This is a genomic window from Sorangium sp. So ce1504 (genome assembly GCF_051521635.1).
Lineage (GTDB): Bacteria > Myxococcota_A > Polyangia > Polyangiales > Polyangiaceae > Sorangium > Sorangium cellulosum_B.
Map to the genome: position 1 here is coordinate 8,904,970 of NZ_CP150365.1, position 23,390 is coordinate 8,928,359.

The 23,390-nt window shown below is 74.1% G+C and carries 18 protein-coding genes; 8 read left to right on the forward strand and 10 right to left on the reverse strand.

The genetic code is table 11. The features are described from left to right. Positions 1-45: 45 nt before the first annotated feature. The 3 genes from WMF39_RS33550 to WMF39_RS33560 are packed head-to-tail and all read right to left on the reverse strand — an operon-like array spanning position 46 to position 1,674. A complete protein-coding gene (locus WMF39_RS33550; protein WP_437740547.1) occupies positions 46-609 on the reverse strand; it encodes a TlpA family protein disulfide reductase in 564 nt (187 codons plus the stop codon). Continuing rightward, positions 606-1,328 carry a hypothetical protein gene (locus WMF39_RS33555; protein WP_437740548.1) on the reverse strand — a complete coding sequence of 241 codons (723 nt, stop codon included), beginning with the start codon at positions 1,326-1,328 and terminating at the stop codon, positions 606-608. The genes WMF39_RS33550 and WMF39_RS33555 overlap by 4 nt, the downstream gene beginning before the upstream one ends. Before the next feature lie 7 nt (positions 1,329-1,335). Further along, positions 1,336-1,674 (reverse strand): DUF4911 domain-containing protein, encoded by a 339-nt coding sequence (locus WMF39_RS33560; protein WP_437740549.1) that lies wholly within the window; start codon positions 1,672-1,674, stop codon positions 1,336-1,338. Between the two features lie 359 nt (positions 1,675-2,033). Here WMF39_RS33560 and WMF39_RS33565 point away from each other — a divergent pair, with 359 nt between their 5' ends. Further along, positions 2,034-3,734 (forward strand): hypothetical protein, encoded by a 1,701-nt coding sequence (locus tag WMF39_RS33565; RefSeq protein ID WP_437740550.1) that lies wholly within the window; start codon positions 2,034-2,036, stop codon positions 3,732-3,734. Positions 3,735-3,764: 30 nt separating this feature from the next. Here the strand turns inward: WMF39_RS33565 and WMF39_RS33570 are convergent, their stop codons facing one another. From WMF39_RS33570 to WMF39_RS33595, 6 genes are all read right to left on the reverse strand, one after another. Then, entirely contained in the window at positions 3,765-5,045 is a 1,281-nt protein-coding gene (locus WMF39_RS33570; protein WP_437740551.1) for an aspartate kinase, read from the reverse strand. A 143-nt stretch (positions 5,046-5,188) separates the two neighbouring features. Next, complete coding sequence (locus WMF39_RS33575) at positions 5,189-7,732, reverse strand: tetratricopeptide repeat protein (protein WP_437740552.1); 2,544 nt, start codon at positions 7,730-7,732, stop codon at positions 5,189-5,191. 78 nt (positions 7,733-7,810) lie between these two features. Next, positions 7,811-8,404 carry an MlaC/ttg2D family ABC transporter substrate-binding protein gene (locus WMF39_RS33580; RefSeq protein ID WP_437740553.1) on the reverse strand — a complete coding sequence of 198 codons (594 nt, stop codon included), beginning with the start codon at positions 8,402-8,404 and terminating at the stop codon, positions 7,811-7,813. A 365-nt stretch (positions 8,405-8,769) separates the two neighbouring features. Beyond that, positions 8,770-10,233 (reverse strand): sensor histidine kinase, encoded by a 1,464-nt coding sequence (locus WMF39_RS33585; RefSeq protein WP_437740554.1) that lies wholly within the window; start codon positions 10,231-10,233, stop codon positions 8,770-8,772. Then, positions 10,233-11,450 (reverse strand): type II secretion system F family protein, encoded by a 1,218-nt coding sequence (locus WMF39_RS33590; RefSeq protein ID WP_437740555.1) that lies wholly within the window; start codon positions 11,448-11,450, stop codon positions 10,233-10,235. The genes WMF39_RS33585 and WMF39_RS33590 overlap by 1 nt, the downstream gene beginning before the upstream one ends. Before the next feature lie 571 nt (positions 11,451-12,021). Then, positions 12,022-12,897 carry a protein-L-isoaspartate O-methyltransferase family protein gene (locus WMF39_RS33595; protein WP_437740556.1) on the reverse strand — a complete coding sequence of 292 codons (876 nt, stop codon included), beginning with the start codon at positions 12,895-12,897 and terminating at the stop codon, positions 12,022-12,024. Positions 12,898-13,049: 152 nt separating this feature from the next. On the opposite strand from WMF39_RS33595, the gene WMF39_RS33600 reads away from it, so the two are divergent. The 3 genes from WMF39_RS33600 to WMF39_RS33610 all read left to right on the forward strand — a co-directional run bounded on the left by WMF39_RS33600 (position 13,050) and on the right by WMF39_RS33610 (position 16,678). Next, on the forward strand, positions 13,050-14,192 hold the full coding sequence (locus WMF39_RS33600) for a serine hydrolase domain-containing protein (protein WP_437740557.1): 1,143 nt from the start codon (positions 13,050-13,052) through the stop codon (positions 14,190-14,192). A 74-nt stretch (positions 14,193-14,266) separates the two neighbouring features. Next, positions 14,267-16,147 carry an AarF/UbiB family protein gene (locus WMF39_RS33605; RefSeq protein ID WP_437740558.1) on the forward strand — a complete coding sequence of 627 codons (1,881 nt, stop codon included), beginning with the start codon at positions 14,267-14,269 and terminating at the stop codon, positions 16,145-16,147. A 9-nt stretch (positions 16,148-16,156) separates the two neighbouring features. Beyond that, positions 16,157-16,678 (forward strand): hypothetical protein, encoded by a 522-nt coding sequence (locus WMF39_RS33610; protein ID WP_437740559.1) that lies wholly within the window; start codon positions 16,157-16,159, stop codon positions 16,676-16,678. A gap of 9 nt (positions 16,679-16,687) precedes the next feature. Here WMF39_RS33610 and WMF39_RS33615 read toward each other — a convergent pair whose 3' ends face one another. Continuing rightward, the gene (locus WMF39_RS33615) at positions 16,688-19,255 is read right to left on the reverse strand and encodes a protein kinase domain-containing protein (protein WP_437740560.1); all 2,568 of its coding nucleotides are present in this window, start codon (positions 19,253-19,255) and stop codon (positions 16,688-16,690) included. 159 nt (positions 19,256-19,414) lie between these two features. Here WMF39_RS33615 and WMF39_RS33620 point away from each other — a divergent pair, with 159 nt between their 5' ends. From WMF39_RS33620 to WMF39_RS33635, 4 genes are all read left to right on the forward strand, one after another. Beyond that, entirely contained in the window at positions 19,415-20,110 is a 696-nt protein-coding gene (locus tag WMF39_RS33620; protein WP_437740561.1) for a TIGR00266 family protein, read from the forward strand. A gap of 20 nt (positions 20,111-20,130) precedes the next feature. Next, entirely contained in the window at positions 20,131-20,799 is a 669-nt protein-coding gene (locus WMF39_RS33625) for a TIGR00266 family protein (protein WP_437740562.1), read from the forward strand. 15 nt (positions 20,800-20,814) lie between these two features. Beyond that, entirely contained in the window at positions 20,815-21,501 is a 687-nt protein-coding gene (locus WMF39_RS33630; protein ID WP_437740563.1) for a TIGR00266 family protein, read from the forward strand. Between the two features lie 307 nt (positions 21,502-21,808). Further along, a complete protein-coding gene (locus WMF39_RS33635) occupies positions 21,809-23,320 on the forward strand; it encodes an FHA domain-containing protein (RefSeq protein WP_437740564.1) in 1,512 nt (503 codons plus the stop codon). Positions 23,321-23,390 lie beyond the last annotated feature (70 nt).

Here is a 23,390-nt window from a genome sequence, read left to right on the forward strand (position 1 = left end):
TTCTGCCCGGCGCCGCGGTGGCCGACTGGCGGCGCGCTGCCTGGCCTACCGCGCGGGCCGCGCGCTCGCGCGCTCGAGGCCGCGGAGGACCTCCTCGAGCGCTTCCTGGGTGATGAGACCCACGTGCCGGAAGACCTCCCGGCCCCCTGCGTCGAGGACGACGACGCTCGGCACGTGGTGCAGCCCGGCGAAGGGCCCCTCTCCGGCGATCGTCGGGGCGTCCGCGAGCGCCACCGGGTACGGGAGCTTGAGCGCCGCGACGAAGGCCTCGACGAGCGGCCGGTTCTCGCTCGCCTCGAGGACCAGGAGCGCCGCGTTGACGCGCGGCGTGTGATCGCGGAACAGCCCCGCGAGGAACCGCGCCTCCGCCTGAGACGCCACATCGTAGGTCGCGACGAAGCCGATCACGCTGAACCTGCCCGAGAGCGACCCGGTCGAGAGCTCGCGGCCGTCGAGGGTCTCGTACGAGAAGCTCCGCACCGGGCCGGGCGCCGGGGCCGCCGCGGCGACCGGCGGCCCCGCCGCTGGCTCCCGGACGGCGTCGCCGCCCCCACCGCAGCCGATCGCGAGCAGCAAGAGCGGCGTGCAGAACGGCGCGAGCGGCCTCATGGCAGCGGATCACCCTCCAGGTGGGCGTCGAAGAGATCAGCGCAGAGCTGCAGCGAGGGCGGGAGCTCGGCGCCCTTGCGCCGCTGCGCCAGGACGGCATGGCACAGCTCCTCGATGACCAGCTTGATCGGCGTGGCCTCGAGCTGCGCGCCGTCGAGCAGGATCCCCGGACCCGGGGCGTCCTCCGCGCGGACGATGGGATCGTGCCGCGCCCAGGCGATGCCATCCTCGGGGAGATAGCGGCACCAGAGCACCCGCACGAAGCGCAGGTAGAGCGGCGTCACCAGCGCCACCACGCGATCGCCCCCCGCGGCGACGCCGCGCAGCGCGAAGCCGCCCGTCGGACGCGGCGCGTGCTCCCCCCCCTCGATCGCGACCTCGATCCGCTCGCGGCGACCGGCGTCGCTCTCGACCGACAGGAGCGGCGCATAGATCGCCACCGCAGGCACCTGCAGCTTGGGCGCGTCTTCCGCGAGGACGTCGAGCCACGCCTCGCGCGCCTCGGGGCCGAGCTCCCCGTACACGTGGGCCGCGGCGATGGCCGCCTCGGCGTCGGTCGCGAGCGCGGCGAGCCACTCCCGCCAGGCAGCGAGGATGCGCGGGTCGAGCAGCGCGCCCGACGACGCGGGCAGGCCCTGCGCCGCGCCGTCGGGCGCGGCGGCGTCCAGCGAGGGCTCCTGGACGAGATCGACCGAGCTCGGGTCGCGGCGCTCCGTCATGCCACCCTCAGCGCAGCGCGTCGCGGCGACGCGCCCCGACGTCGCACTCCAGATCGCGCAGGAGCTCGGCGAACTCGTCGCCCCGTCCGAGCGGCGCCGCGAGCGTGATCTCTCCGCCGCGATCCGCGAGCAGGAGCGCGACGCCGTCGCTCGCCTCGACGATGCTCTTCACGAACACGACGTCCGCTGGATGGACCACCACGTGCTGCACCAGCATCCCGGCGCTCGCATCCGCGATCGAGAGGGGGCCGCGCGCGGGCCCGAGCTGCCCCGCTGCCCCCGAGGGCTGCCCGCCGGCCGGAGACGCGGACGCGACTCGCCTGGAATTGCTGTCGTTCCGGCCCATGGACGGCGGAGCTAAGCACCGCTCGCCGGAGGGATCCAGCGGGCACACCCGGCGGGGATGGCCAGCCCCCTCGCCGCGTCAAGATGCCACGTCCCTCCCTCGATCCGCGGGCCCCGTGGCGTTCTCGCGCCCGCCAAAGCGGCGCGAGATCGTCGGGCCGCTCACCTTCACCCTTCATGATTCGCACCGGCGGCTCGCCGGCGGCGTCGTCGGGAGGCGACGGGCCGCGGGCCCGAGCCAGACGAGAGCCGACGAGAGCCACCGCCGCGAGCCGGGGCAGGCGGGCTCTGGGGCCCACGGAGCGCTCGGGGATCGCCGCGCGGGGCGAAAGCGCCGCCAGGGGCGCTACACTCCCGCCGATGTCAGCCTCACGAGCCTGCAGCGAGCGAATGGAGGAGCGCCGCGAGACGTGCCCGGCGCCGCAGCCGAAGACCGCCGTCGATGACGACGAGCGCGAGCACGACGAGCACGACGAGAACGACGGCAAGCTGATCGACCTGCCGCCGCTCGGGCACGACGAGGAAGAAGGGAGCGACGAGGGCTTCGACGACCTCCTGCAGACGCTCGACGACGCGGAGCAGGGGCTCGACGACGCGAACGCGAGCGACCTCGAGATCGGCGTCGAGCTCGCCGTGGACGACGGCGGGACCGGGGAGGACGAGCCCGCGGAAGAAGGCGTCGACGTCGGGGCGCTCCACGAGGGGATCGCGGAGGCCGACGCGAGCACGTGGCTGTCCGAGGAGGCCGTCGAGCAGAGCGACGCCGAGCAGGACGATCTCGACGATCACGGCGGGGCGCACGGCGACGACGGCGGCGCGGAAGGGACGGGAGAGGACCCGGCGGACGACGTGGACGAGGGGGAGCTGCCGGCGCTCGACGCGGACCAGGAGGGCGCCTACGAGGGCGAAGATCTGCTCGCAGAATTGCCCGATCTCCCCGACGACCAGGCCCCCGTCTGGGATGCGCTGCCCTGGGTCGTCGTCGAGGACGCAGGCGCCGCCGTCCCGTGCAGCACGCTCGCGGTGGCCGGCGGCTACGTCGTCGCAGGCAGCGCCGGCGCAGAGCCCGGGCTGACGAGCGAGCCCGCCGCGCGATCGGGAGGTCGCCCGCGCCGCGCGGAGCGGGCGGGCGGCGAGCGCGGGACCGTGCTCGTCGTCGACGCGGGGGCGCTCTCCGCGCGCCGCGCCGGCATCGACACGTCGGCGTCCTCGATCGCGCTGTCGGACAGCGCGATCCTCATCGCCACGCGCCGCGGCAACCTGCTGCTGAGCGACGACCGGGGGAAGAGCGCGAGCACGCTCGGCGCGTGGGGCTCGGGCGGCGCGCCGGTGACGCTCGCGACGACGCCGGGGCGCCTGTGGGTGCTGGCCGGCAAGACGCTGTGGTCGCCCGCGGCCGGCGCGGTCGTTTCAGCGCCGGAGACCGGCTCCGCCGTGGCCGCGGGCTCGCCCCGCCGCGACGGCGCGCCGTCTCCATCGAAGGGCGCGCTCTCCCTGTCGCCCGGGCCCGCGCTGCGGGACGGCGTGCTCCGGATGAGCGCGAGCGAGGGGGTGATCGTCGCGCTCACGAGCGCGGCCGAAGGACCACAGCTCGAGCGGCTCCGCGGCGACGACGAAGGCTCGCCGGTCGTGCCGCTGTCGGGAGCGGCGCGGCGCGCGGCCGAGTCCGACGACTGCAGGCTCGCAGCGGCGGCCGGCGGGCGCTCGATCGCGATCTCCGGCGCCGGGCTCCTCTGCGTGTCGCGCAACGGCGGCGAGACCTTCCGCGTGCTGGAGGGGCTCGCGGTGGTCGTCGCCCTCGCCTTCGCAGGCGACCACAAGACCTCACCGCTGCTCGCGCTCTTCGCGCGCGAGGGCGAGCGCCGGGCGCAGCTGGTCCACGTGCCGTCGAACGCCGCCCCGACGCTCGTCGCCGAGCTCGGGGCGACGCGCCCCGGCGCCCCCGAGGAGGAGGCCGCGTCGATCGGACCGGCGGCGATCGCCTGGGACGCGTCGCGCGAGATCGTGTGGGTCGCGTGCTGGGCGGGGCTCGTCGCGCTCACGCGACAGAGAAAGCACTGACGGTCGTCCTCCGCCTCGCGAGCGGCGCGCTCAGCCGCCGACGAACGACGCGTGCAGCAGGCGCTGCGCGGCCGCGACGTCCGCGGCGTCGACGAGGGCGCCGAGGCGCAGGGGGCCCGCGACCATGAACCGAGGCGCGATGCCGGCGCGCCCGAGGACCTCCACGAAGCGCGCGAGCGGCTCCGCCGTCGCGGAGAGCCCGTCGCCGACGACGCTTACCGCCGCGAGCCCCTCGACGAGCTCGAGCGACGGCAGCAGCGCGGCGAGCTTTCGCCTGGCCCCCTGCCACTCGGGCACGTTGAGGAGCGGGATCACGAACGCGCCGCCGCCGTGACCGAAGGAGAGATCCCGGAAGCCAAGCCCGAGCTCGCCCGCCACGCGGAGGACCTCGTCGAGCCGGAGCCCGCCGTGCGCCCGCGCGAGGACGACGTTGCCCTCGGCGACGATCGCGCGCGCCGCGAGCGCCGGAGGCGCCGAGCCCGGCGCGAACCGGCGCACCACCGTCTCCCGCGCGCCGGGGCCGGCGTCGAAGGTCGACCGCGCGACCAGGGCCACGCCGGAGCGCCGCGCCCACTCGACCGCCTGGGCGCAGACGACCTTCGCGCCGCACTCGGCCATCTCCTGGAGGACCGCGCAGTCGAGCTCGGGCAGGTGACGGGCGTCCGGGACGACCCGAGGGTCGGCCGAGTACACGCCGTCGACGTCGCTGTAGATCTCGCAGCGCTCGGCGCCCAGCGCCGCCGCGAGCGCCACGGCCGTGGTGTCGGAGCCCCCGCGGCCGAGCGTCGTGATCTCGCGGCGGTAGCTCATCCCCTGGTAGCCGGCGACGATCACGATGCGGCCGCGGGCGAGCTCGTCCTCGATGCGGAACGGGCGGACCTCGATGATGCGCGCGTCGAAATGGCGATCGTTCGTGAGGATGCCGGACTGGGAGCCCGTGAACGAGATCGCCTCGAAGCCCCGGGCCTGGATGGCGATCGAGAGGAGCGCCATCGAGACGCGCTCGCCGGTCGAGAGCAGCATGTCGAGCTCGCGCCGGGGAGGATCCGCGGCCGCGCTCGCCGCCTGCCGGGCGAGCGCGAGCAGGCCGTCGGTGGTCTTGCCCATCGCGCTGACCACGACGACGACGTCGTTGCCGGCGCGCTTCGCGGCGACGACGCGCTCGGCGACCTTGCCGATCCTGTCGACGTCGGCGACCGATGAGCCGCCATACTTCTGCACGATGATCGGACGGCCCGCCTTCGCGGGCGAGGCGCCCGGCTCGCACGGCGAGCCCTCCTGCTGGGCGCGGTTCGACGGCTGCTCGGCCATGCTGCACCTCCAAGCGCTGCGCGCGCTGCGCAAGAGCTCGGGCTATCACGGGCGCGACGCGTGGGCCAAGCGCGCGTCTCCGCCGCGAGGGCGCGGGCCAAGCGCGCGCCTCCGCCGCGAGGGCGCGGGCCGCGCGGGCGCGCTCAGGCGAGCTCGCTCTGGAGCAGCATCTCGTAGAGCTCCGCCTCCGAGTCGCGCCCCTCGGCCCGCGCCCGAGCAGCGAGCCGCGCGAGCACGTCGCGCCGCCGCGGCGCGACCTCCAGGCGGACGGCGTCGTCCCCCTCCTCCATCCGCGCCGAGAGCAGGGCGAGGAGATCGAGATCGCGACCGAGCCGATCGAGCACATCGGCGAGCGCCATCGCCACCCCCTGGTCGGCGGGATCGGCGCGGAGCCGATCGGCCAGCCGCTCGGCAAGGAGCTCGTCGTCGACGCCGAACGCGCGGGCCAGCGGCACCTGCCCCTCCGCCAGCGTGACGCTGCTGGGGATGGGCGCCGTGAGGTCGGTCGACGTGTCGGTGCCATCGAGCGTGGGCATCTCGTCGATGGTCCCGGGGTCGATCGGCGCGGCCTCGGGCGGGGAGGTCGGCGCGCGGGAGACAGGGGGAGGCTTGTTCGGCGCCGGAGCGATCACCACGGGCTCGGGCGGGACCGTGCGCCGGCGCGGGGCGGCGACGTGGACCTCGATCCGCTGCTCGGCCGCGCGGGGCCGCTGGACCGGGCCAGGCGGCGCCGCCGGGGCAGGCGCGACCGGCGGCGCGATCTCGCCCGAGACGCGGCGGAACGCGGCGGTGATGCCTGGATCGCGCGGCCGGAGGCGCAGCGCGAGGCCTAGCTGTCGCTGCGCCGCGAGGAGATCCCCCCGGGTTCGCTCCTCGATCTCGGCGGCCTCGGCGAGAAGAGCCGCGACGGCGGCGGCGCCGTCGCCGAACGGCGCTCCCCTCGCGCGACCGGGGCCCGCGTCGTCCGCGCGGCCCTGGAGGGCGAGCTCCACCGCGTCGCGCAGCCGCCCGAGCGCGACCGACGCTCCCCCGAGATCGCCGAGCCCGGCGCACCAGCGGCCCTCGAGCAGCCGCGCCTCCAGCGCCTCCGGCACGCCGGGCGGGACGCTCCGCACGCGCGCGATCGCCGCCGGGAGATCCCCCGCGATCTCCGCGAGGCCGCGGCCGAGCTCGAGATCGAGCGCGCACGCGGGCGCGCCGCTGCGCGCGGCGAGGGCGCGCGCCCGGGCGAGGAGGTCGAGCGCGCGCCTCCCCTCCCCCGCCGCCCGCAGCGAGCGCGCCAGGCCCGCGACCACGTCGGGGCTCTCCGGCGCGTAGCGGAGCGCCCGCTCGAAGAGCACCCGCGCGTCGGCGACGTCGCCCCGCGCGAGGAACGCCTCCGCGGCCCTGCGAGACACGGCGTGGCGCGCCTCGGCGCCGCGCGCGGAGGCCTCGAGGTGCTCGGCGTCCGCGAGCGCGCCGCGCACGTCGGCGACGTCGAGCCGCGCGTGGAATCGCGCCCACCGCAGCGCCTCGATCCCGGGCGCGCGCGCCACGCCGAGGTTCAGCGCGTCGAGGCGCACGTCGACGGCGTCCGCGAGCGCCGCCGCGCGCAGCCACGCGAGCGCGGCGAGCGGGCCGTAGGGCTCCGCGTGCGCGGCGCGCGCGAGCGCGGAGAACGCGCCGTCATGATCGCCGACCGCCTCGAGGAGCGCGCCGCCGAGGAGGCCGGCGTCCACGGCGGGCATGGCGTCGACGACGGTCGAGAGCGCCCCCTCGGCGCGCTCGCCGATCACGAGGTCGAGCCAGGCGAGGCGCGAGGAGATCTCGGGGTGCCGCGGGGCGCGCTCCAGCGCGGCGAGGTAGGCGCGCCGCGCCTCGTCGAGCCCGCCCGCGAACGCGAGCTCGTCGGCGGCGCCGGCGAGCTCGGCCGCCTCGAGCGCCCTGAGCGCGCGGTCGCCGAGCGCGGGAGGCGCCGCGCCGAGCGCGCCTTCGGCGCGGAAGCGGCCCGCCTCCGCGGTGACCACGGCCCACTGCACCCCCTCCACCGCGGGCGCCCGCGCGCCCGCCGCGGGCAGGAGCAGGCGGACGATCCGCTCGACCGCGGCGTCCAGAACGATCGCGCCCTCGACGAGGCGCCCGTGCGTACCCGCCATCATCGAGAGCGCCTGCAGCGCGAGCGCGTGCGGCGGGGCGGCGAGGCCGATGCCGCGGGCGCGCTCCGGCAGGAGCCTGAGCGCGCGCTCCCCCGGGGCCACGGCGACGTCGAACGCGAGCGCCGTCTCGCCGGATCGCAGCGCGACCAGCGCGCCGTCCTCGATGGGCGCGATGATGAGCTGCGGCGCGCCGTCGCCGAGGAGGCCGCGGAGCCGCGGCGCGGCCCAGCCGGCGAGCTCGGTCCCCTGCGCCTCGACGGAGAGCCGGACGAGCTGGCCACGCCGGTGCCGGAAGCGCGCCACGCCGCCGGAGAGGTCGACGGGGAACCGGATCCCGGCGAGCCGCACCACGAGCTCGGTGACGCGGAGCGGACCGAGCGCGAACGGCTCCCCGAGCTCGATGGCGAGCGCGCCCTTGCTGACGGCGAGCCGGAGGACAGGACGGTCGTCGGGCGGGCGCGGGGCCGCGCCGCCGCCGGGCGCGAGCGCGCGGATCGACGGCGCAAGGCCCAGCGCGCGCGCCGGCCGGCCGCGCCTCTGTCCAGCAGCCATACCCGCCAAGGGTATCAACCCGGCGGCATTTCAGGCGAGTTCACGGCGATCGCGCCGGACGAGGCGCGGCGGGGCGGGTCAGACGTCGCCCTTGGCGAGCTTGTCCTTCATTTTCTGGATGAGCGCCGGGAACCCATCCTTCTTGATGATCTTCGTGAACTGGGCGCGGTAGCTCCCCACAAGGCTGACGCCCTCGGTGACGATGTCCTGCACGCGCCAGACGCCGCCCTTCTCGGAGAGCTTGAAGGCGATCTCGACCGGCTCCTCGCGCGCGTCCTTCCTGGAGGCGGCCTTGGTCTTGACGATGATGGCGCTGCCGCTCGCCGTCTCGCTGAGGTACTCGACGTTGAAGTCGAGCGTCTTCTTCAGGTTGCGCTCGTAGGCCTTGCGCACGAGCTGCTTGAGGAGCTCGCTGAACTGCTGCTTCTCGGCGTCGGTCCGCGCGGCCCACTCGCTGCCCAGCGAGGCCTCCGCCAGCGCCGAGTAATCGAGCATCTCGTCGAAGACCGCGCCCACCTTCTTCTGGTTCTCGCCCCCCCCCTTCTTCAGGAGGTCGAACAGGGCCGTCTGCTTGGCCTTGACGACGTCCGTCGCCGGCCCGGCGCTGGCGAGGCCCACCGGGCCGAGCGTGAGCGCGAGCAGCGAGAACGCCGCCGCGAAGAGATGGTTCATCCTGCGTGTCACGTATGGTTCTCCTTCTGTGCCTGCGGGCAGCGAGCGCGCCTCGGGAGGCTTCTACTGCTCACCTTGGTCCTACGCAAACGGCCTGCCAGGTCGGACGCAGGGCCCGGCGGCCCGGCGACGTCCCGCCCCTGCTCTCCATGAACACCGCGAAAAGAGACAGCAATCCGACTGCACTGGCCCGCTCCCCAGGGGCAGACGACGGCCTCGGCGGCCTATTCACGCGCGGCGACGGGCTCGGCCGCAATCTCCCGGCTGGGCGCCCGGAGAAGCTCGTGCGCGGCGCAGCGGGGCGTGAACGGAGCGCCACGCGTCCGATGTGACGATGCATCGACCGCGGCTGCGCGGGCTCCGCGTCAGCCCGCCGGGCGCGATCGTGGGGAGAGCTCCGCGGCGACGGCGAGGCGCTCCGCGCCGCCGGACTCCGGCGGCCGGTCCGGGACCCTCACCCGGAACGCGGTGCCCTCGCCCTCGCGGCTGTCCACCTCGATCGCGAAGCCGTGATCGTCGAGGATCCGCTTCACCACGGCCAGGCCGATGCCCATGCCGTGCGTGCGGGTCGTGAAGAACGCGTCGAAGAGGCGATCGCGGGCGCCCGCGGGGATGCCTCGCCCCTTGTCGCGGATCTCCAGGAGCCAGGCGCTCGGGTCGCGCCAGAGGCGCACGGTCACGACGGCGCCCGCGGAGCTCGCCTGGATCGCGTTCCGCACGAGGTTCCAGACGACCTGGCGCATCTGGGCCGCGTCGGCGGTCACCGGCGCGGACGACGGTCCATCGAAGCGCACCTCGACGTCGCTGCCGCGGCCCGAGCGCCCCGCGAGCACGACGACGTCGCGGGCCGTCGCCGAGAGGTCCACGCCCTCGAGCGTGGGCACCCGCGGGCGCGACAGATCGAGCATGTCGCCCACGAGGTCGTTCAGGCGCGCGGTCTCGCGCTCGATGATCTCGCAGAGCTTGCGGTCCTCGTCGGAGAGCGTCCCGCCCGTGCGGAGGAGCTCGATGGATCCCGCGATCGAGCCGAGCGGGTTCCTGATCTCGTGGGCCAGCCCCGCGGCGAGGCGGCCCAGCGCCGCGAGCCGCTCGGCCTGCTCCGCCCGCGCGGTGGCCTGCACGAGCCGGCCGCCCGTCGCGCGCAGCCGCTCCGCCAGGTAGCTCGCGAGCAGCGTGACCACCACGATCGCGAGCAGGTTGACGAACATGGGGTACCGCAGCTCGCCCCACTGCGTCGCGTACGCCCCGGCGGGCTGATCCGGCGGCACCCCGAGGAGGTGCAGCCCGAGCGCCGCGCACAGGACGAGGTACGCCGCCGCCCCCGACGCCGCGGCGACGATGGCGCCGGGGAGCCCGAGGAGGATCGCCCCCGTGAGGCAGGTGAGGCCGTAGAGCGACGTCGCGCCGCTCGATGCCCCGCCGGTGATGTACACGAGCGCGGTCCAGGTGATCTGATCGGTCACGAGCTGCGCCCGCGCGATCGCCCGGAGGGCGCGGTTCATGCGCAGGAACACGGCGTAGATGCCGGAGACGCCGTACGCGGCGGCGACCGTGACCAGCGCGACGTTGCTGGAGAAGCTCCCGGGGGTGAAGCCGCCGAGGTACACCGCCGCGGTCACGACGAGGAAGACCGTGAGCACCGCGAGGCGCAGCGCGATGAGCCAGGTGAGCCGGCTCGCGAGCGGCGCCTCGGCGCCGCCGGGAGCGCCGGACGGGAGCAGCATCGCCGGTGTCGAGGCGCGGGCGTCGCGCGGCGGCGCGGCATCGGCGTGATCTCGCGGCGCCCCGGCCTCGCCGCCCGGGCTCGCCGGGGAGGCCGCGGGCGACATCACTCCGCCTTGATCTTGCCGGCGAGATCGAAGATCGGCAGGTACATCGAGATGAGCACGACGCCCACCATGCCGCCGACGATGACCATGAGGAGCGGCTCGAGCAGCGACGTCAGCGCGGCGACGGCGACGTCGACCTCCTCTTCATAGAAGTCGGCGATCTTGTTGAGCATCGTGTCGAGGGCGCCGGTCTGCTCGCCGACCGCGACCATCTGCACGACCATGCCGGGGAAGACCTGCATCTCACCGAGCGGCTCGGCCATGTTCTTCCCTTCGGAGATCTTCTGGCGGGAGTACATGAGGCCCTCCTCCACGACGACGTTGCCGGCCGTCTTCGCGACGATGTCGAGCGCGTCGAGGATCGGCACGCCGGAGCCGAGCAGCGTGCCGAGCGTGCGCGAGAACCGCGCGACGGCGATCTTCTGCATGACCGGGCCGATGATGGGGAGCCTGAGGATGAGGCGGTGCACCATCCGCTTGCCGGACGGCGAGCGGTAGAAGTAGGTCGCGCCGACGACCGCGCCCACCGCCACGACCACGATGAGCGGGAGGTAGGTGACGAACGTCTTCGAGACGGCGATGACGATCTTCGTGAGCTGCGGGAGCGCGTCCTTCGCGCCGAACTCCGCGAACATCGTCTCGAAGGACGGGATGACGAACGACATCAGCACGACCATGACGACGACCATGATCACGATGACGGCGATCGGGTACGCGAGCGCGCCCCGCACCTGGCGCGCGAGCTTCACGCGCTTCTCGATGTAGATCGCGAGCCGGTTCAGGATGCTGTCGAGGATGCCGCCCACCTCGCCGGCCTGGACGAGGTTGACGAACAGGTCGTCGAAGATCTTCGGGTGGCGCCGGAGCGCGTCGCTGAACGTGGCGCCCTGCTCGACCGTGTTCTTGATGTCCTTCAGCGCCGCCTGGAAGATCTTGTTCGGCTCCTGGTTCGCCAGGATCTCGAGGCACTGGACCAGCGGGAGGCCCGCGTCGATCATCGTCGCGAACTGGCGGATGAACTTGACGAGGTCCTTCGGCTCGACGCCCGAGCCGAAGCTCAGGCTGAGGCTGAGCTGCGCCCCCTTCTTCTTGACGCGGGTGGGGTTGAGCTGCTGAGCGCGGAGGCGGTTCTGCACCGCCGCCTCGTTCTCGGCCTCCATGGTGCCCTTCCGGATCTCTCCGGTGCGGCCGCGCGCCTCCCAAACGAACTCCGCCATAGTGCTCCCGGTCTTCTCCCTGGTCCACGACGGGCCTAGCCGACGCGCAGGGGCGGCCCCGCCTCGGGGAGGCCAGGATAAAGTTCCAGGCGGTCCAGGGTCAAAGACGGTGGCGCGTTCTCTGATCCGGCAGGGGGGGCGGTGGGGAGCGGTGCGACGGGACGGGGGACGGGGGACGGGGAAGGAAGGGAGAGGGCGCCACGCCGAGCAGCACGCGCCGGCGGGGATCTCCGCGCGGCGGGGGCGGGCGGGCGCTCGGCCATCCGCCAAGACGGGGACCGAAGCGCTTGCGCTGAGAACACCGCCCGGCATGTCTCCCTTCGGGCTATGCCACCTGGAACGTTTCGTCGCGCGCCACACAAGGCGCGCCTGAGACGTCGCGCCCTCTGAGACCGGATGGCACCTCGGTCGGTGCTCGCCGCGCCCACCCGCCCCCGCCGCGCGGAGACCCCCGCCGGCGCTCACCTCGATCCCAGCCCGACAGCTCCTACCCGATCCGGAGGACGGGGCGTCTGGTCCGGATGGGTCAACACCGGACGGCGAAGGCGTCGGTGCGTGGCCGCTGCGAGAGCTAGCTGTGCCCGCGCTCCGCCACGTAGCGGACCGCGCCGTGCACCTCGCGGAGGAGCGCGCCCTGCCGGCGCTCGACGCGCACGAGCTCCTGGTGGCCCTCCCACGCGCCGACCGGCGCGACAAGGACACCCCCGTCGCTCAGCTGCGCCTCGAGCGCCGTGGGAGGCTCGGTCAGCGCGTACGTCACCGCGACCTTCCAGGGCCGCTCCGACGGCGACGTCCGCTCACCCGCGAGCACGCGCTCGGCGAGCGAGCGCCCGTCGCCGCACAGCAGCGTGACGCCCGCGCCCTCGTCGGACGGCCCGGCGGCGCTGGCCGCGAGCGTCTCGTCGCCCTCCTGGCGATCCGGCCGCGCGCCGAGCAGCCGAACCGCGCGCGCGTGAAGCACGGGGTCGATCTCGATCGAGGCGACGTGCCCGGTCGGGCCGACGATGCGCCGCGCGAGCGCCGCCCCGTAGCCGGTGCCCGTGCCGAGCTCGAGCAGACGGTCACCCGGCCCGAGATCGAGCAGGCTGTACGTGAGCAGGTACGCGTGCGGCGCGCTCACGGTCGCGTGCCCCGCGCGGTCGAGCGGCAACGGCGTGTCGTCCGCCGACGCGGCGAGATCCTCCGGAAGAACGAAGCGCTCGCGCGGCACGAGCAGGATCGCGTCCAGGTAGTGGGCGAGGAACTCGAAGCGGCGCGCGAGCTCGGCAACGAGCGGCGCCCGCGCGACACGCCCGGCCTCGGCGAGCTCGACGTCGCACGCGATGGCCGCGTCGAGCCGCTCGGGGACCGGCTCCCAGCGATCGGGCCGGCGATCGTCGTACCTCGCCGCAAGCGCGGCGAGCGGCGCAACGGCGGCGCGTATTTCGGTGCCCACGGGAGAAGCCACGGGGAGATCCTGAAGCAGGACCGCCCGTGCGGCTCGATTTTTCGGGGAGCGCGTCGCGATTGTCCACGCGTCGTCCGGCTCATCCGCCGAGTCATCCAGCCTGCCGCCAGAGCTCGTTTGACAGGGGCACCCTGCCCTCCTCATCCTCGGCCATGACCCCCGTCGATCTCACGCCGATCGCAGCGCTCGCGATCGAAGCGCACCGCGCCGCGCCGTGCGCGTGCGTCGCCGCAGCCGCGCGCACGCGAGACAACGTCCGGTACGGAGCGGGCGCCGCTGGACGCCTGTGGCTGGAAGGCAGCCCGCCGGCCGGCGCCCGCGGCGCGGCGCCGGCCGCGGCGACGGGCGACGCGATCTTCGATCTGGCGTCGGTGACGAAGCCGTTCACCGCGCTCGCGTTCGCCCGGCTCGCCCGCGCAGGCAAGGTGAGGTTCGACGAGCCGCTCGGGCAGGTGCTTCCGGAGCTCGCCGGCACGCGGTCGGCGCGCGTGCCGCTCGAGCTCCTCGCCGCCCACCGCGCCGGGCTCGAGGCGCACCGCCCGCTCCATCCGCCCGGCGACGACGCGCCGATCGATCCCCTCGGCGCGCTGCTCGACTGCGCGAACGGGCGCCGCGCCGAGTGCGAGGGCGATCCGCCCGCCGGCGGGTTCCCGCCGGTGTACAGCGACCTCGGGTACCTGCTGCTCGGCGCCGCGGTCGCGCGGCGCGGCGAGGCCGAGCTCGACGAGGTCGTCGCGCGGGAGGTGACGGGCCCGCTCGGGCTCGCGGTCGCGCCGGTCCGCGCGCTCCGGCGGCGCGAGCCGCGGTTCGACGAGCGCGTCGTCCCCACCGAGGACGTCGCGTTCCGCGGGGGCGTGCTCCGCGGCGCGGTGCACGACGACAACGCCTGGACGATCGCGCGCGACGGGATGGCCGGGCACGCGGGCCTCTTCGGCGACGCCATGTCCGTGGCGCGGCTCGGGGTCGCGCTGCTCGAGGCGCTCGCGGGCGAGCGCCCGGAGTGGCTCTCGCGCGACGAGGTAGAGCGGCTGATCGCGCCGCGCCCGGGCGGGTCGCTGCGCGCCGGGTTCGACGGCAGGAGCGGCGAGAGCCCGAGCTCCGGCGCGCGCTTCGGCCCGCAGACCTTCGGCCACCTCGGCTTCACAGGGACGAGCCTCTGGATCGATCCGGAAGCGGAGCTCGTCGGCGTGCTGCTCACGAACCGCGTCCACCCGACGCGCGCCTCCGACGCGATCCGTCGCGCGCGGCCCGCCGTCTACGACGCGATCGCGGAGGCCATGGCGCGGGCGCGATGACGCGAGGGCGGATGGCGCGCCGCATCGCTCCCGCGTTTTCGCGGGCCGGCGCGGAGCGATGCTAGGCTGCCGCGGTGTCACACGGCGCCGTCCCCGAAGAGCTGGGCCCGTCCTCCGGGCTGGTTCGCTCGCCCGCAGAGCCGCCGCGCGCGCCCGGCGAGCTGCCCCCCGGCGTGGTCCAGCGCGAGCACGACGCGGGCGACGCGCCGAGGCCCCCCGGCGCGGGCGACGCCCCGCCGCCCGGGTCCGCCAGGGCGCTGCGGCGCGCGCAGCCCTCCGCCGCGAAGCCCAGCTCGCTCCGCCAGAACGCCGCGCAGAGCGGCCGCTTCATCCGCGCGTACCTGACGACGTTCACCGTCCTCGCGAGCTACCTCTGGTTCTTCTTCCTCCGCCGCCTCTTCGGAGAGACGTGGGCGAACAACCGCGTGGACGAGGTCCATGCGAGGAACGCCCGCCGCATCGAGCGCACGATCGTCGAGCTCCAGGGCCTCTTCATCAAGGTCGGCCAGATGCTCAGCATCATGGCGAACTTCCTCCCCGCGACCCTGCGCGCGGGGCTCGAGGGGCTGCAGGACCAGGTGCCGCCGCGCCCCTACGAGGAGATCGAGGCGCGCATCGCCGAGGAGCTCGGGCGCCCCATCGGCGAGGTCTTCGCCCGCTTCCACAGGGAGCCGCTCGCGAGCGCGTCGCTCGGCCAGGTGCACGAGGCGTGGCTCATGGACGGCACGCGCGTGGCCGTGAAGGTGCAGCACCGCGACATCGACGAGATCGTCCGCCTCGACCTGCTCACCATCCGCCGCATCATGGCGATCGTCGCGCAGTTCGTCCCCGTGCAGGGGCTCGACGCCTACTACCACCAGATCCGCTCGATGATCCTGGAGGAGCTCGACTTCGTGCGCGAGGCCAGGAACATCGTGCGCATCGCCGACAACTTCGCGAAGCAGCCGCAGGTCCGGTTCCCCCGGCCCATCGATGCCTACTGCACGCGCCGGGTGATGACGACGACGTTCGTCGAGGGCATCAAGGTGGGCGACGTCGCGGCGCTCGACGCGCACGGCGTCGATCGCAAGGCGCTCGCCCGGCAGATCGTGCAGGTCTTCTGCCAGCAGATCTTCATCGACGGCGTCTACCACGCGGATCCGCACCCGGGGAACATGCTGGTCGGGCCGGGCGGGGAGCTCATCCTGCTCGACTTCGGCGCGGTCGCCGAGCTCTCCCAGGAGATGCGCGAGGGCATCCCCGAGTTCCTCGAGGCCGTGATCCGCCGCGACACGGAGGGGATCATCAAGGCGCTGCGCAAGATGCGCTTCTTCTCGCGGCGGGACGCCGTCGACGTCAGCGAGAAGGTCGTCGAGTTCTTCCACCAGCGCTTCCAGGACGAGGTGAAGCTCGAGTCGTTCAACCTGAAGGACATCAAGCTCGATCCGCAGAAGGGCATCGAGAGCCTGATCGACCTCCGGCGCATGAACATCGGGCTGAAGGAGCTCTCCGGCGCGTTCCACGTGCCGCGCGACTTCGTGCTGCTCGAGCGCACCCTCCTCCTCTTGACCGGCGTCTGCACGCAGCTCGATCCGGACCTGAACCCGATGGACGTCGTGCGCCCCTACCTGCAGGACTTCGTCCTCGGCAGCCGCGACTGGGCCCAGATCGCCCTCGAGGCGGCGAAGGACATGGGGATCAAGGCGCTGACGATCCCGGACGATCTGCGCAAGTACCTCACGCGCGCCAACCGCGGCGAGGCCGAGGTGAAGATCCGCGGCCTCGCCCAGGCCGCGTCGCTCGTCTACACGGGGGTGCGCCAGCTCATCTACGCGGCGCTCGCGATCGCCGCCGGCTTCGCGGGGCTCCAGCTGTACCTGGCTGGCCAGGCGGCGCTCGCGCGCTATTGCCTCTACGGCGCCGCTGCGGCCGGCGCGCTGCTCGCAGGGAGCCTCCTGTTCACGAACCGAGGGTGACGACACGCCATGAGCTCGATCGATCTGTCCCAGTACGAGGCCGACGTCGCGGCCGCCGAGGCCGAGGTGACGCGGATCAGGGAGGCGAACGCGGCGCTCGCCGAGGAGTACCGCGGGGTTCCCGCGGAGGACGCGCGCGAGATCCTCCGCCGCGGCGCGGCGTCGCTCGCCGCCGCGCGCGACCGCTGCGAGGCGGCGCGCGTCGCGCTGAAGCTCGCGCAGACGACCGGCTCGCCGCACGGGCTGCTCGCGAAGGGCGGGGTCGTCGCGGGCTCGGTGGCCGTCGCCATCCCCGCCGGCTCGTCGAGCGTCGAGCGGGCCCGCCTCGTCGACGAGGCGCTCTCGGCCGAGCTCACCGGCGCCGCGCGCGACCTCGGCGTGGTGCTCGCCGCGCCCGCCGAGCGCTACACGCGGGAGCGCCCCGGGCGCGACGCGGAGGGGCGCACCATCCTGGAGGTGTCCGGGCACGTGGAGGGCGATCTGCTGATGCCCGCCGTCTCCAAGGCGGCCAAGAACGCGCGCAGGAGCTGAGCGCGGCGCTCAGCCCCGGAACGCGGCGATGATCGCCGCGGCCCGCTCCTCGACGCGCGCGCGGAGCGGGGCGAAGCGCGCGTCCGCGCGCGCGCGGTCGAGCACCGTGCAGCGCTGCATCCAGAAGGCGTCGAAGAGCCCTGCGTCCACCGCGCCGGCGAGCACGCGGAAGAGCGCGTCGTCCTCGCCGAGGAAGGCGAGGATCTCGGCGTACATCTGGAAGAAGAGCGGGCGCAGCCGGCTGCCCGGCTCGGAGCTGTCCGCCTTCGCGCTCAGGAACGCCCGCTGCTCGTCCGAGAGCCGCGACGTCGCGAGCACGTCGCGGTAGATGCGCGCGTACTGGATCGGGATGGTCTCCATCGCGAGCGGCAGATCGTCGATGGGGAACGCGGCGCCGCGCCACAGCCCGAAGCGGGCGCGCATCACCGCCTTGTGAAAGCGGCTCGACGGGTCCTCCGCCGGCAGGTCGAGCAGCACGCCGGCCGCCGGCCAGTCGCCGAGCAGCGCGCGGCCGCGCGCCAGCTCCCAGCGCGGGAACGGCTCGCTCGGATCGAGCGCCAGCGCCGTGTCGAGCCGGAACATCGCCTCGTCGACGAGCCCCGCCTCGAGGAGGATGCGGCCGAGCAGCTCGTGCGCCTTGGCCAGGCTCGGCGCGCACTGGAGCGCCTTGCGCAGCGCCGGGACGGCGCCGACCGGATCGCCCGCGCTGAAGCGGACCGTGGCGAGGGCCACCCACGGCTCGCCGAGCGCGGGGGCCAGCGCGATCGCCCGCTCGGCGGCCTGCTGCGCCTTCGCGAACTGCGCCGCGCCTTCACCCCGCGCGCCCATCAGCCGCGCGAAGGCGATCGCGTAACCGGACAGGATGCTCGGATCGTTCGGGGAGAACGACAGCGCCTCCTCGAACAGCGCCACGGCCGGCGCGGCGTCCCCGTACCAGAGGCGCCGCATCTGGTGGCGCGCGCGCAGGTACAGGTCGATCGCGCGCGGGTCGCTCGGCGACTCGCGCTCGCGGCTGGCGGCGTCGACGGTGAGCGCCGCGGCGATCGCGCTCGCCGCGTCGTCGCTCACCGTGAGCAGCGCCTCGGGCGAGCTGTCGAACCGCTTCGCCCAGAGCTGGAACCCGTCCTCGACGCCGATGACGCGCACGGTGACGCGCACGCCGCCAGGCGGCATGCGCGACGCCGGCCGCGAGTACGGCGCCGGGGGCTGCGAGCGCGGCCCTTCCGGGGCGTAGCCGCTGCCGGTGCGGCGGATCGACCCCTCGACGACGACCTGCACGCCCAGCTCGCGGCCGACATCCCTGGGATCGCGGCCGTCGAGCCGCACCCGGGAGACCGCTGCGCGCGGCCGGACCTTGAGGCCGGCGGTCATCGACAGGGTGTCGGTGAGGTCCTCGGTGAAGCCGTCGGCGAGGTACTCGTCGTCCGGCGCGCCGACGTTGCGGAACGGGAGCACGGCGACCGTCTTCAGCGACGACGTCGGCGTCGGCGCGGGCGTGGGCGCGGGCGCCGCCAGCGTGGGCGAGTTGAGCCGCCGCTGCGGCGCCGTGACCGCCTCGACCGACGACGCGGCGACCCGGGTCGGGTTCTGCTCGATCGGCTGCGGCGCCGTCGGCGCGGCCGTGGCGGAGGACGCGGCGATGGCGGACACGAGCGACTGCGCCGGCTGCGGGGCGATCGACAGGCGCGAGCGCGCGAGCAGGAGCGCGCGGTGGGCCTCGGCCGCGCTGGCGTAGCGGTCCTCACGGCGGATCGCCATGCACCTCAGGACGACGTCCGCGACGGGGAGGGGCACGTCCGGACGGACGGAGCGCGGGTCGGGCGGCGGGGACTTGAGCCTGGACATGGCGGCCGCGATCGCGCCGGCGCCCGGCCACGCGCGCCGGTGGGTGAGGCACTCGAAGAGGATCATGCCGAGCGCGTAGATGTCGGTGCGGGCGTCGAGGTCGGGCTCGCCGGTCAGCTGCTCCGGCGACATGTACGCGGGGGAGCCGAGCACGAAGCCCTGCGACTCGCCGGCGCTCGGCCCGGACGAGGTGCGCGCGATGCCGAAATCGGTGATGACGACGCGCCCGTTCTTGTCGATGAGGACGTTCTCGGGCTTGAGGTCGCGGTGCACGATGCCCGCCGCGTGCGCGGCGCCGAGCCCGTCGCAGAGCGAGCAGCCGATGCCGATGGCCTGCTGCGACGGCATCGGGCCCGTCCGCGCGAGAACGCCGTGCAGCGACTCGCCCTCGACGCACTCCATCGTGAGGAACTTCTCGCCGTCGTGGTCGCCGAAGTCGAACGTCCGCGCCACGTTCCTGTGCGTGACGCGGCGCGCGAGCTTCACCTCTTGCCGGAAGCGCTCGAGCATGCCGGCGGAGTCAGCGAGATCACGACGGAGCATCTTGAGGGCGACCACCTCGTCGAGCTCCACGTCGCGGACGCGGTACACGCTGCCCATGCCGCCGGTGCCGAGCAGGCCGAGGATCTCGTAGCGCCCGGCGATGCGCTGAGGCGCCGCGACGAAGCCAGACCCATGGCTCGGCTCGCTGCGCGGCGTCGGCTCGGAGGCGGTAAGTCGCCTGTCGCTCACCCGGTCAGTCTACCCACGCTGAAGGGCAGAAGTCAGCGCGAGCGAACCGCTGGACAGAAAACATGAAATTCGCCGCATCCTGCTCACCTCGACATACCTTCTTCCCGCTTCCGCTCCTGGCGTCGCTCCGTTATATGTACGCGCTCCGCGGGTGGACGAATGCAGCATCGCACCAAGCATGAGCCGTCGTCCTCTCTGCTGGAGGTGAGCCTCGATCCGGGCGAGGCGCTGCTCGCGGAGGCGGGCGCGATGGTCGCGCGGTCGCCGAGCCTGCGGACCGAGGTCCGGCTCAACGCGGGCCGCGGGGCCGGGCTGCTCGGGCGGCTCAAGGCGTTCTTCGTCGCGCTGCTCCGGAAGCTCGCGGGGGGCGAGACGTTCTTCGTGAACCGGATCGAGGCGCCGGAGGGCGGGTGGGTGTGGCTCGCCCCGCCGCTCAGCGGCGGCATCAAGCACGTCCGCCTCCAGGGAGAGACGGTGCTCTTCGGCGCGGGCTCGTACCTCGCGAGCGCGGGCGACGTCGACGTCAAGGTGCGCTGGGGTGGGCTGCGCGCCATCCTCGCCCGGGAGGGCGTATTCTTCATCGAGGCGTCCGGCGTCGGGGATCTCTGGATCACGAGCTACGGGGCGATCGAGGAGCTCCCGTGCGACGGCTCGCTCGTCGTGGACAGCGGGCACCTCGTCGGGTTCGACGCGTCGCTCGCGCTCAAGATCAGGAGCCCTGGCGGCGGGCTCATGGGCCTCATGGTCTCTGGCGAAGGCGTGGTGTGCGAGCTCTCGGGCCGCGGCCGCGTGCTGATCCAGTCGCGCAGCGCCGGCGCGCTCGTGGGGTGGCTCGCGCCGCTGCTCCCGCCCTGAGGGAGCGGCGGAGACGTCCGATGCAGGTGAATCTCCTCTACCGTCCCTCCCAGGCCCTCGCGCAGTGCTGGCTCGACCCGGGCGAGCGCGTGTTCGCCGAGAGCGGCGCGCTCGTGGGCATGTCGACGAACGTGCGCGTGGAGACGCAGTCGGGCGGCATCATGTCGGGCTTGAAGCGGATGCTGGCCGGAGAGTCCTTCTACAGGAACGCGTTCGCCGCGGAGGGCGGGCGCGGAGAGGTGCTGTTCGCGACACCGCTGTCCGGGGACATGGCCGTGCTGGAGGTGGGTGACCGGCAATGGTGCGTCCAGAGCAGCGCCTATGTCGCGTCCAGCCCCGATGTCGAGGTGAGGACGCGCTCGTCCGGCCTGCGCGGCTTCTTCTCGGGGGCGGGGCTCTTCGCGCTGGAGACGGCGGGGCAGGGGCAGATGATCATCGGCGCGTTCGGCGCGCTCGAGGAGCTCGAGGTGAGAGGCCACGTCGTCATCGACACGGGGCACATCGCAGCGTGGGAGTCGACGCTCGCCTGCCGGATCGGCAAGAACACGTCGACGTGGCTCGGCACGTGGCTCTCGGGCGAGGGCCTCGTCTGCCACGTCGAGGGGAACGGCAGCCTGTGGGTCCAGTCGCGCAACGCCGGCAGGTACGGCGCGGCGATCGGCGCGCGGCTCGCCCCGCGGCAGCCCTAGAGATCGGGGGACGGCGTGCGCGACGAGATCCGAGGCAACCCCGAGTTCGGCGTGCTCCACGTGACCTTCGAGCACGCCGGCGAGCAGATCGTCGCGGAGAGCGGCGCGATGGTCGCGCGCGACGCGGCCATCGACATGAAGACCAGCCTGCAGGGCGGGCTCGCCAGCGCGCGGAAGCGCAGGATGACGGCCGGAGAGAGCCTCTTCCAGAGCACCTTCACGGCGACGGCGCCCATGCAGTCGATGCGGCTCGCGCCGGCCCCCGAGGGCTCGATCGAGCGCCTCGTGCTGCGCTCGGGCATGGAGGTGTTCCTCCAGTCGGGCGCCTATCTCGCCTCCACGCCCGGCATCACGCTCGACACGAAGTGGCAGGGGGCCAAGGGCTTCTTCGCCGGCGGCCTGTCGCTGCTCCGGGCGTATGGCGAGGGGCTGATCTGGTTCTCGAGCTACGGCGGTATCCACGCGATCGACGTCGGTCGCCAGCACGAGGGCTATCTCTGCGACAACACCCATCTGCTCGCGTTCACCGAGGGCCTGAGGTACCAGGTGCGCAAGCTGCCGGGCCTGAAGGGCCTGTTCCTGTCCGGCGAGGGGCTCGTCTGCGAGTTCCAGGGGCACGGAAGGCTCTGGCTGCAGACCCGGAACCCGGGAGCGCTCTCGGCGTTCCTCCATCCGTTCCGGCCCGTGGGCGGCGGCCACTAGCTCCGCCCGCCGGAGGTCCGGCCAGGCCTTCCGGGATCGCCGCGCCGGCGGGCGGCCTGCCTGGCCCGCCCGGTGCTTGCCCGGCGCGCGCGACGATCCGAGACGCGCTCGTGGATTTCGGCGCTGGCGACGGCGCGGTCCCGGCCGTCCGCCATGGGCCGGCGCGCCGTCATTGCCTTCCCGGAGGCGGACTCGCTAAAGTAGTCCCGCCTCGCTGAGGAGGCTCGTACGGCGAGCGGTGGGGTGCCACGGATCCACCGGGGCTCGCGGGGCGAGCCTGGCCCCGCCCGAGTACCCCGAACCCGCTATGTGGAAGCTGACGATCGAGGATGACGAGGGGAAACAGACGGGGCTCCCCCTCGCCCATGAGGAGTACGCGCTCGGACGCGGAGAGTCGAACTCGATCCGGCTGACCGATCGCAACGTCTCGCGCACCCACGCCACGCTGGCCAAGAACGGCCAGGGCTGGGTCATCCGGGATCTCGACAGCTACAACGGCACGTACGTCAACGGCGGGCGCGTCCACGGCGAGCAGCACCTGCGCCACGGCGACCTCGTGCAGCTCGGCGACTACCGCATCGAGATCGTCGATGAGGCGCTCTCGTCCGCCGTGACGAGCCCGACGCCGCCGCCGGGCAGCCGCAGCACGGCGCACCTGCCGCTCCACACCCGCCCGAACCGGCTCGTCATGGTCGTCGGCCCGACCCCCGGCGCGGAGTTCCCGCTCGACGGCGAGCGCTTCACGATCGGGCGCTCCGAGGACGCGACCATCTCGATCAACCACAGCTCCGTGAGCCGCCTGCACGCCGAGCTCATCAGCCTCGGCAGCGGCCGCTACGAGGTCGTCGACAAGCAGAGCGCGAACGGCGTGCGCATCAACGGCGTCGAGCTCAAGCGGGGCCTGCTCGAGGCGGGCGACGCGCTCGAGCTCGGCGACGTCCGCCTCCGCTTCGTCGCTGCTGGCAAGATCTTTCGCGCGGGGCCGGACGGCGGGCCTGGCGTGGCGCCGGGCGCCTACGGGAGCGTGGCCCCCTCCGCGCAGCCGTCCCGCTCGCTCGGCGGGGCGAGCAAGGCGATGGGGCTCCTGCTCGCGGTCGCCTTGATCGTCGTCATCGCCGTGATCGTGGCCACGCGCGCCCGGTCGCACGGGTCCACGACGCCCGAGCCGGACGTGAGGCCCGTGGTGGCGGCGCAGGCGGGCGACGACGCGCAGATCCTCGACGCGGCGCAGGAGCACTTCCGCTCGGGGAACATCGACGCCGCGCACCGGAAGCTGCAGGAGATCGCCGAGACGTCGCCGGTCCGGGAGACGCCGCGCTTCAAGGAGATCGAGGAGCGCTGGGCGGAGGGGATGTTCCGGCAGGTCGAGCAGGCCGGGACCAAGGCGGAGAAGCTCGCGCTGCTCAACGAGATCGCGAAGACGACGGGCGTCCCGACGGCGCTCCGCGCGCGGGTGGCCGAGATGCGGCGGCAGGTCGACCCGGAGGCGCCGCCCGAGCCGGAGCCGGTGCCGCAGCACGTCGGCTCGCAGGCGTCCTGGCTGCCGCAACCCGCGCCCACGCCTGCGTCCGCGCCATCGGCCTCGGCTTCCGCCTCGGCGCCGGCGCCCTCGGCCTCGGGCGCCGCGCCGGCGAGCTCTGGCCTCGACTCGAGCTCGTACCCCGCGCAGCGGCGGGCGCTCGAGCCGAAGGTCTGGAACGGGAAGGCGTCGGCCAGCGAGATCAAGCTGCTGCGCGCGATCTGCATCCACCAGGGCGACGCGGTCTGCCGCGACAAGGCGACGGCGGCCCTGGACAAGCTGGACAAGAAGGGCCTGTAGCCGCCGCTTCCATCCTTCTTCCCCACGTGCGTCGATGACCTCCAGGAGCAGCACCAGGGCTCACGAGCCG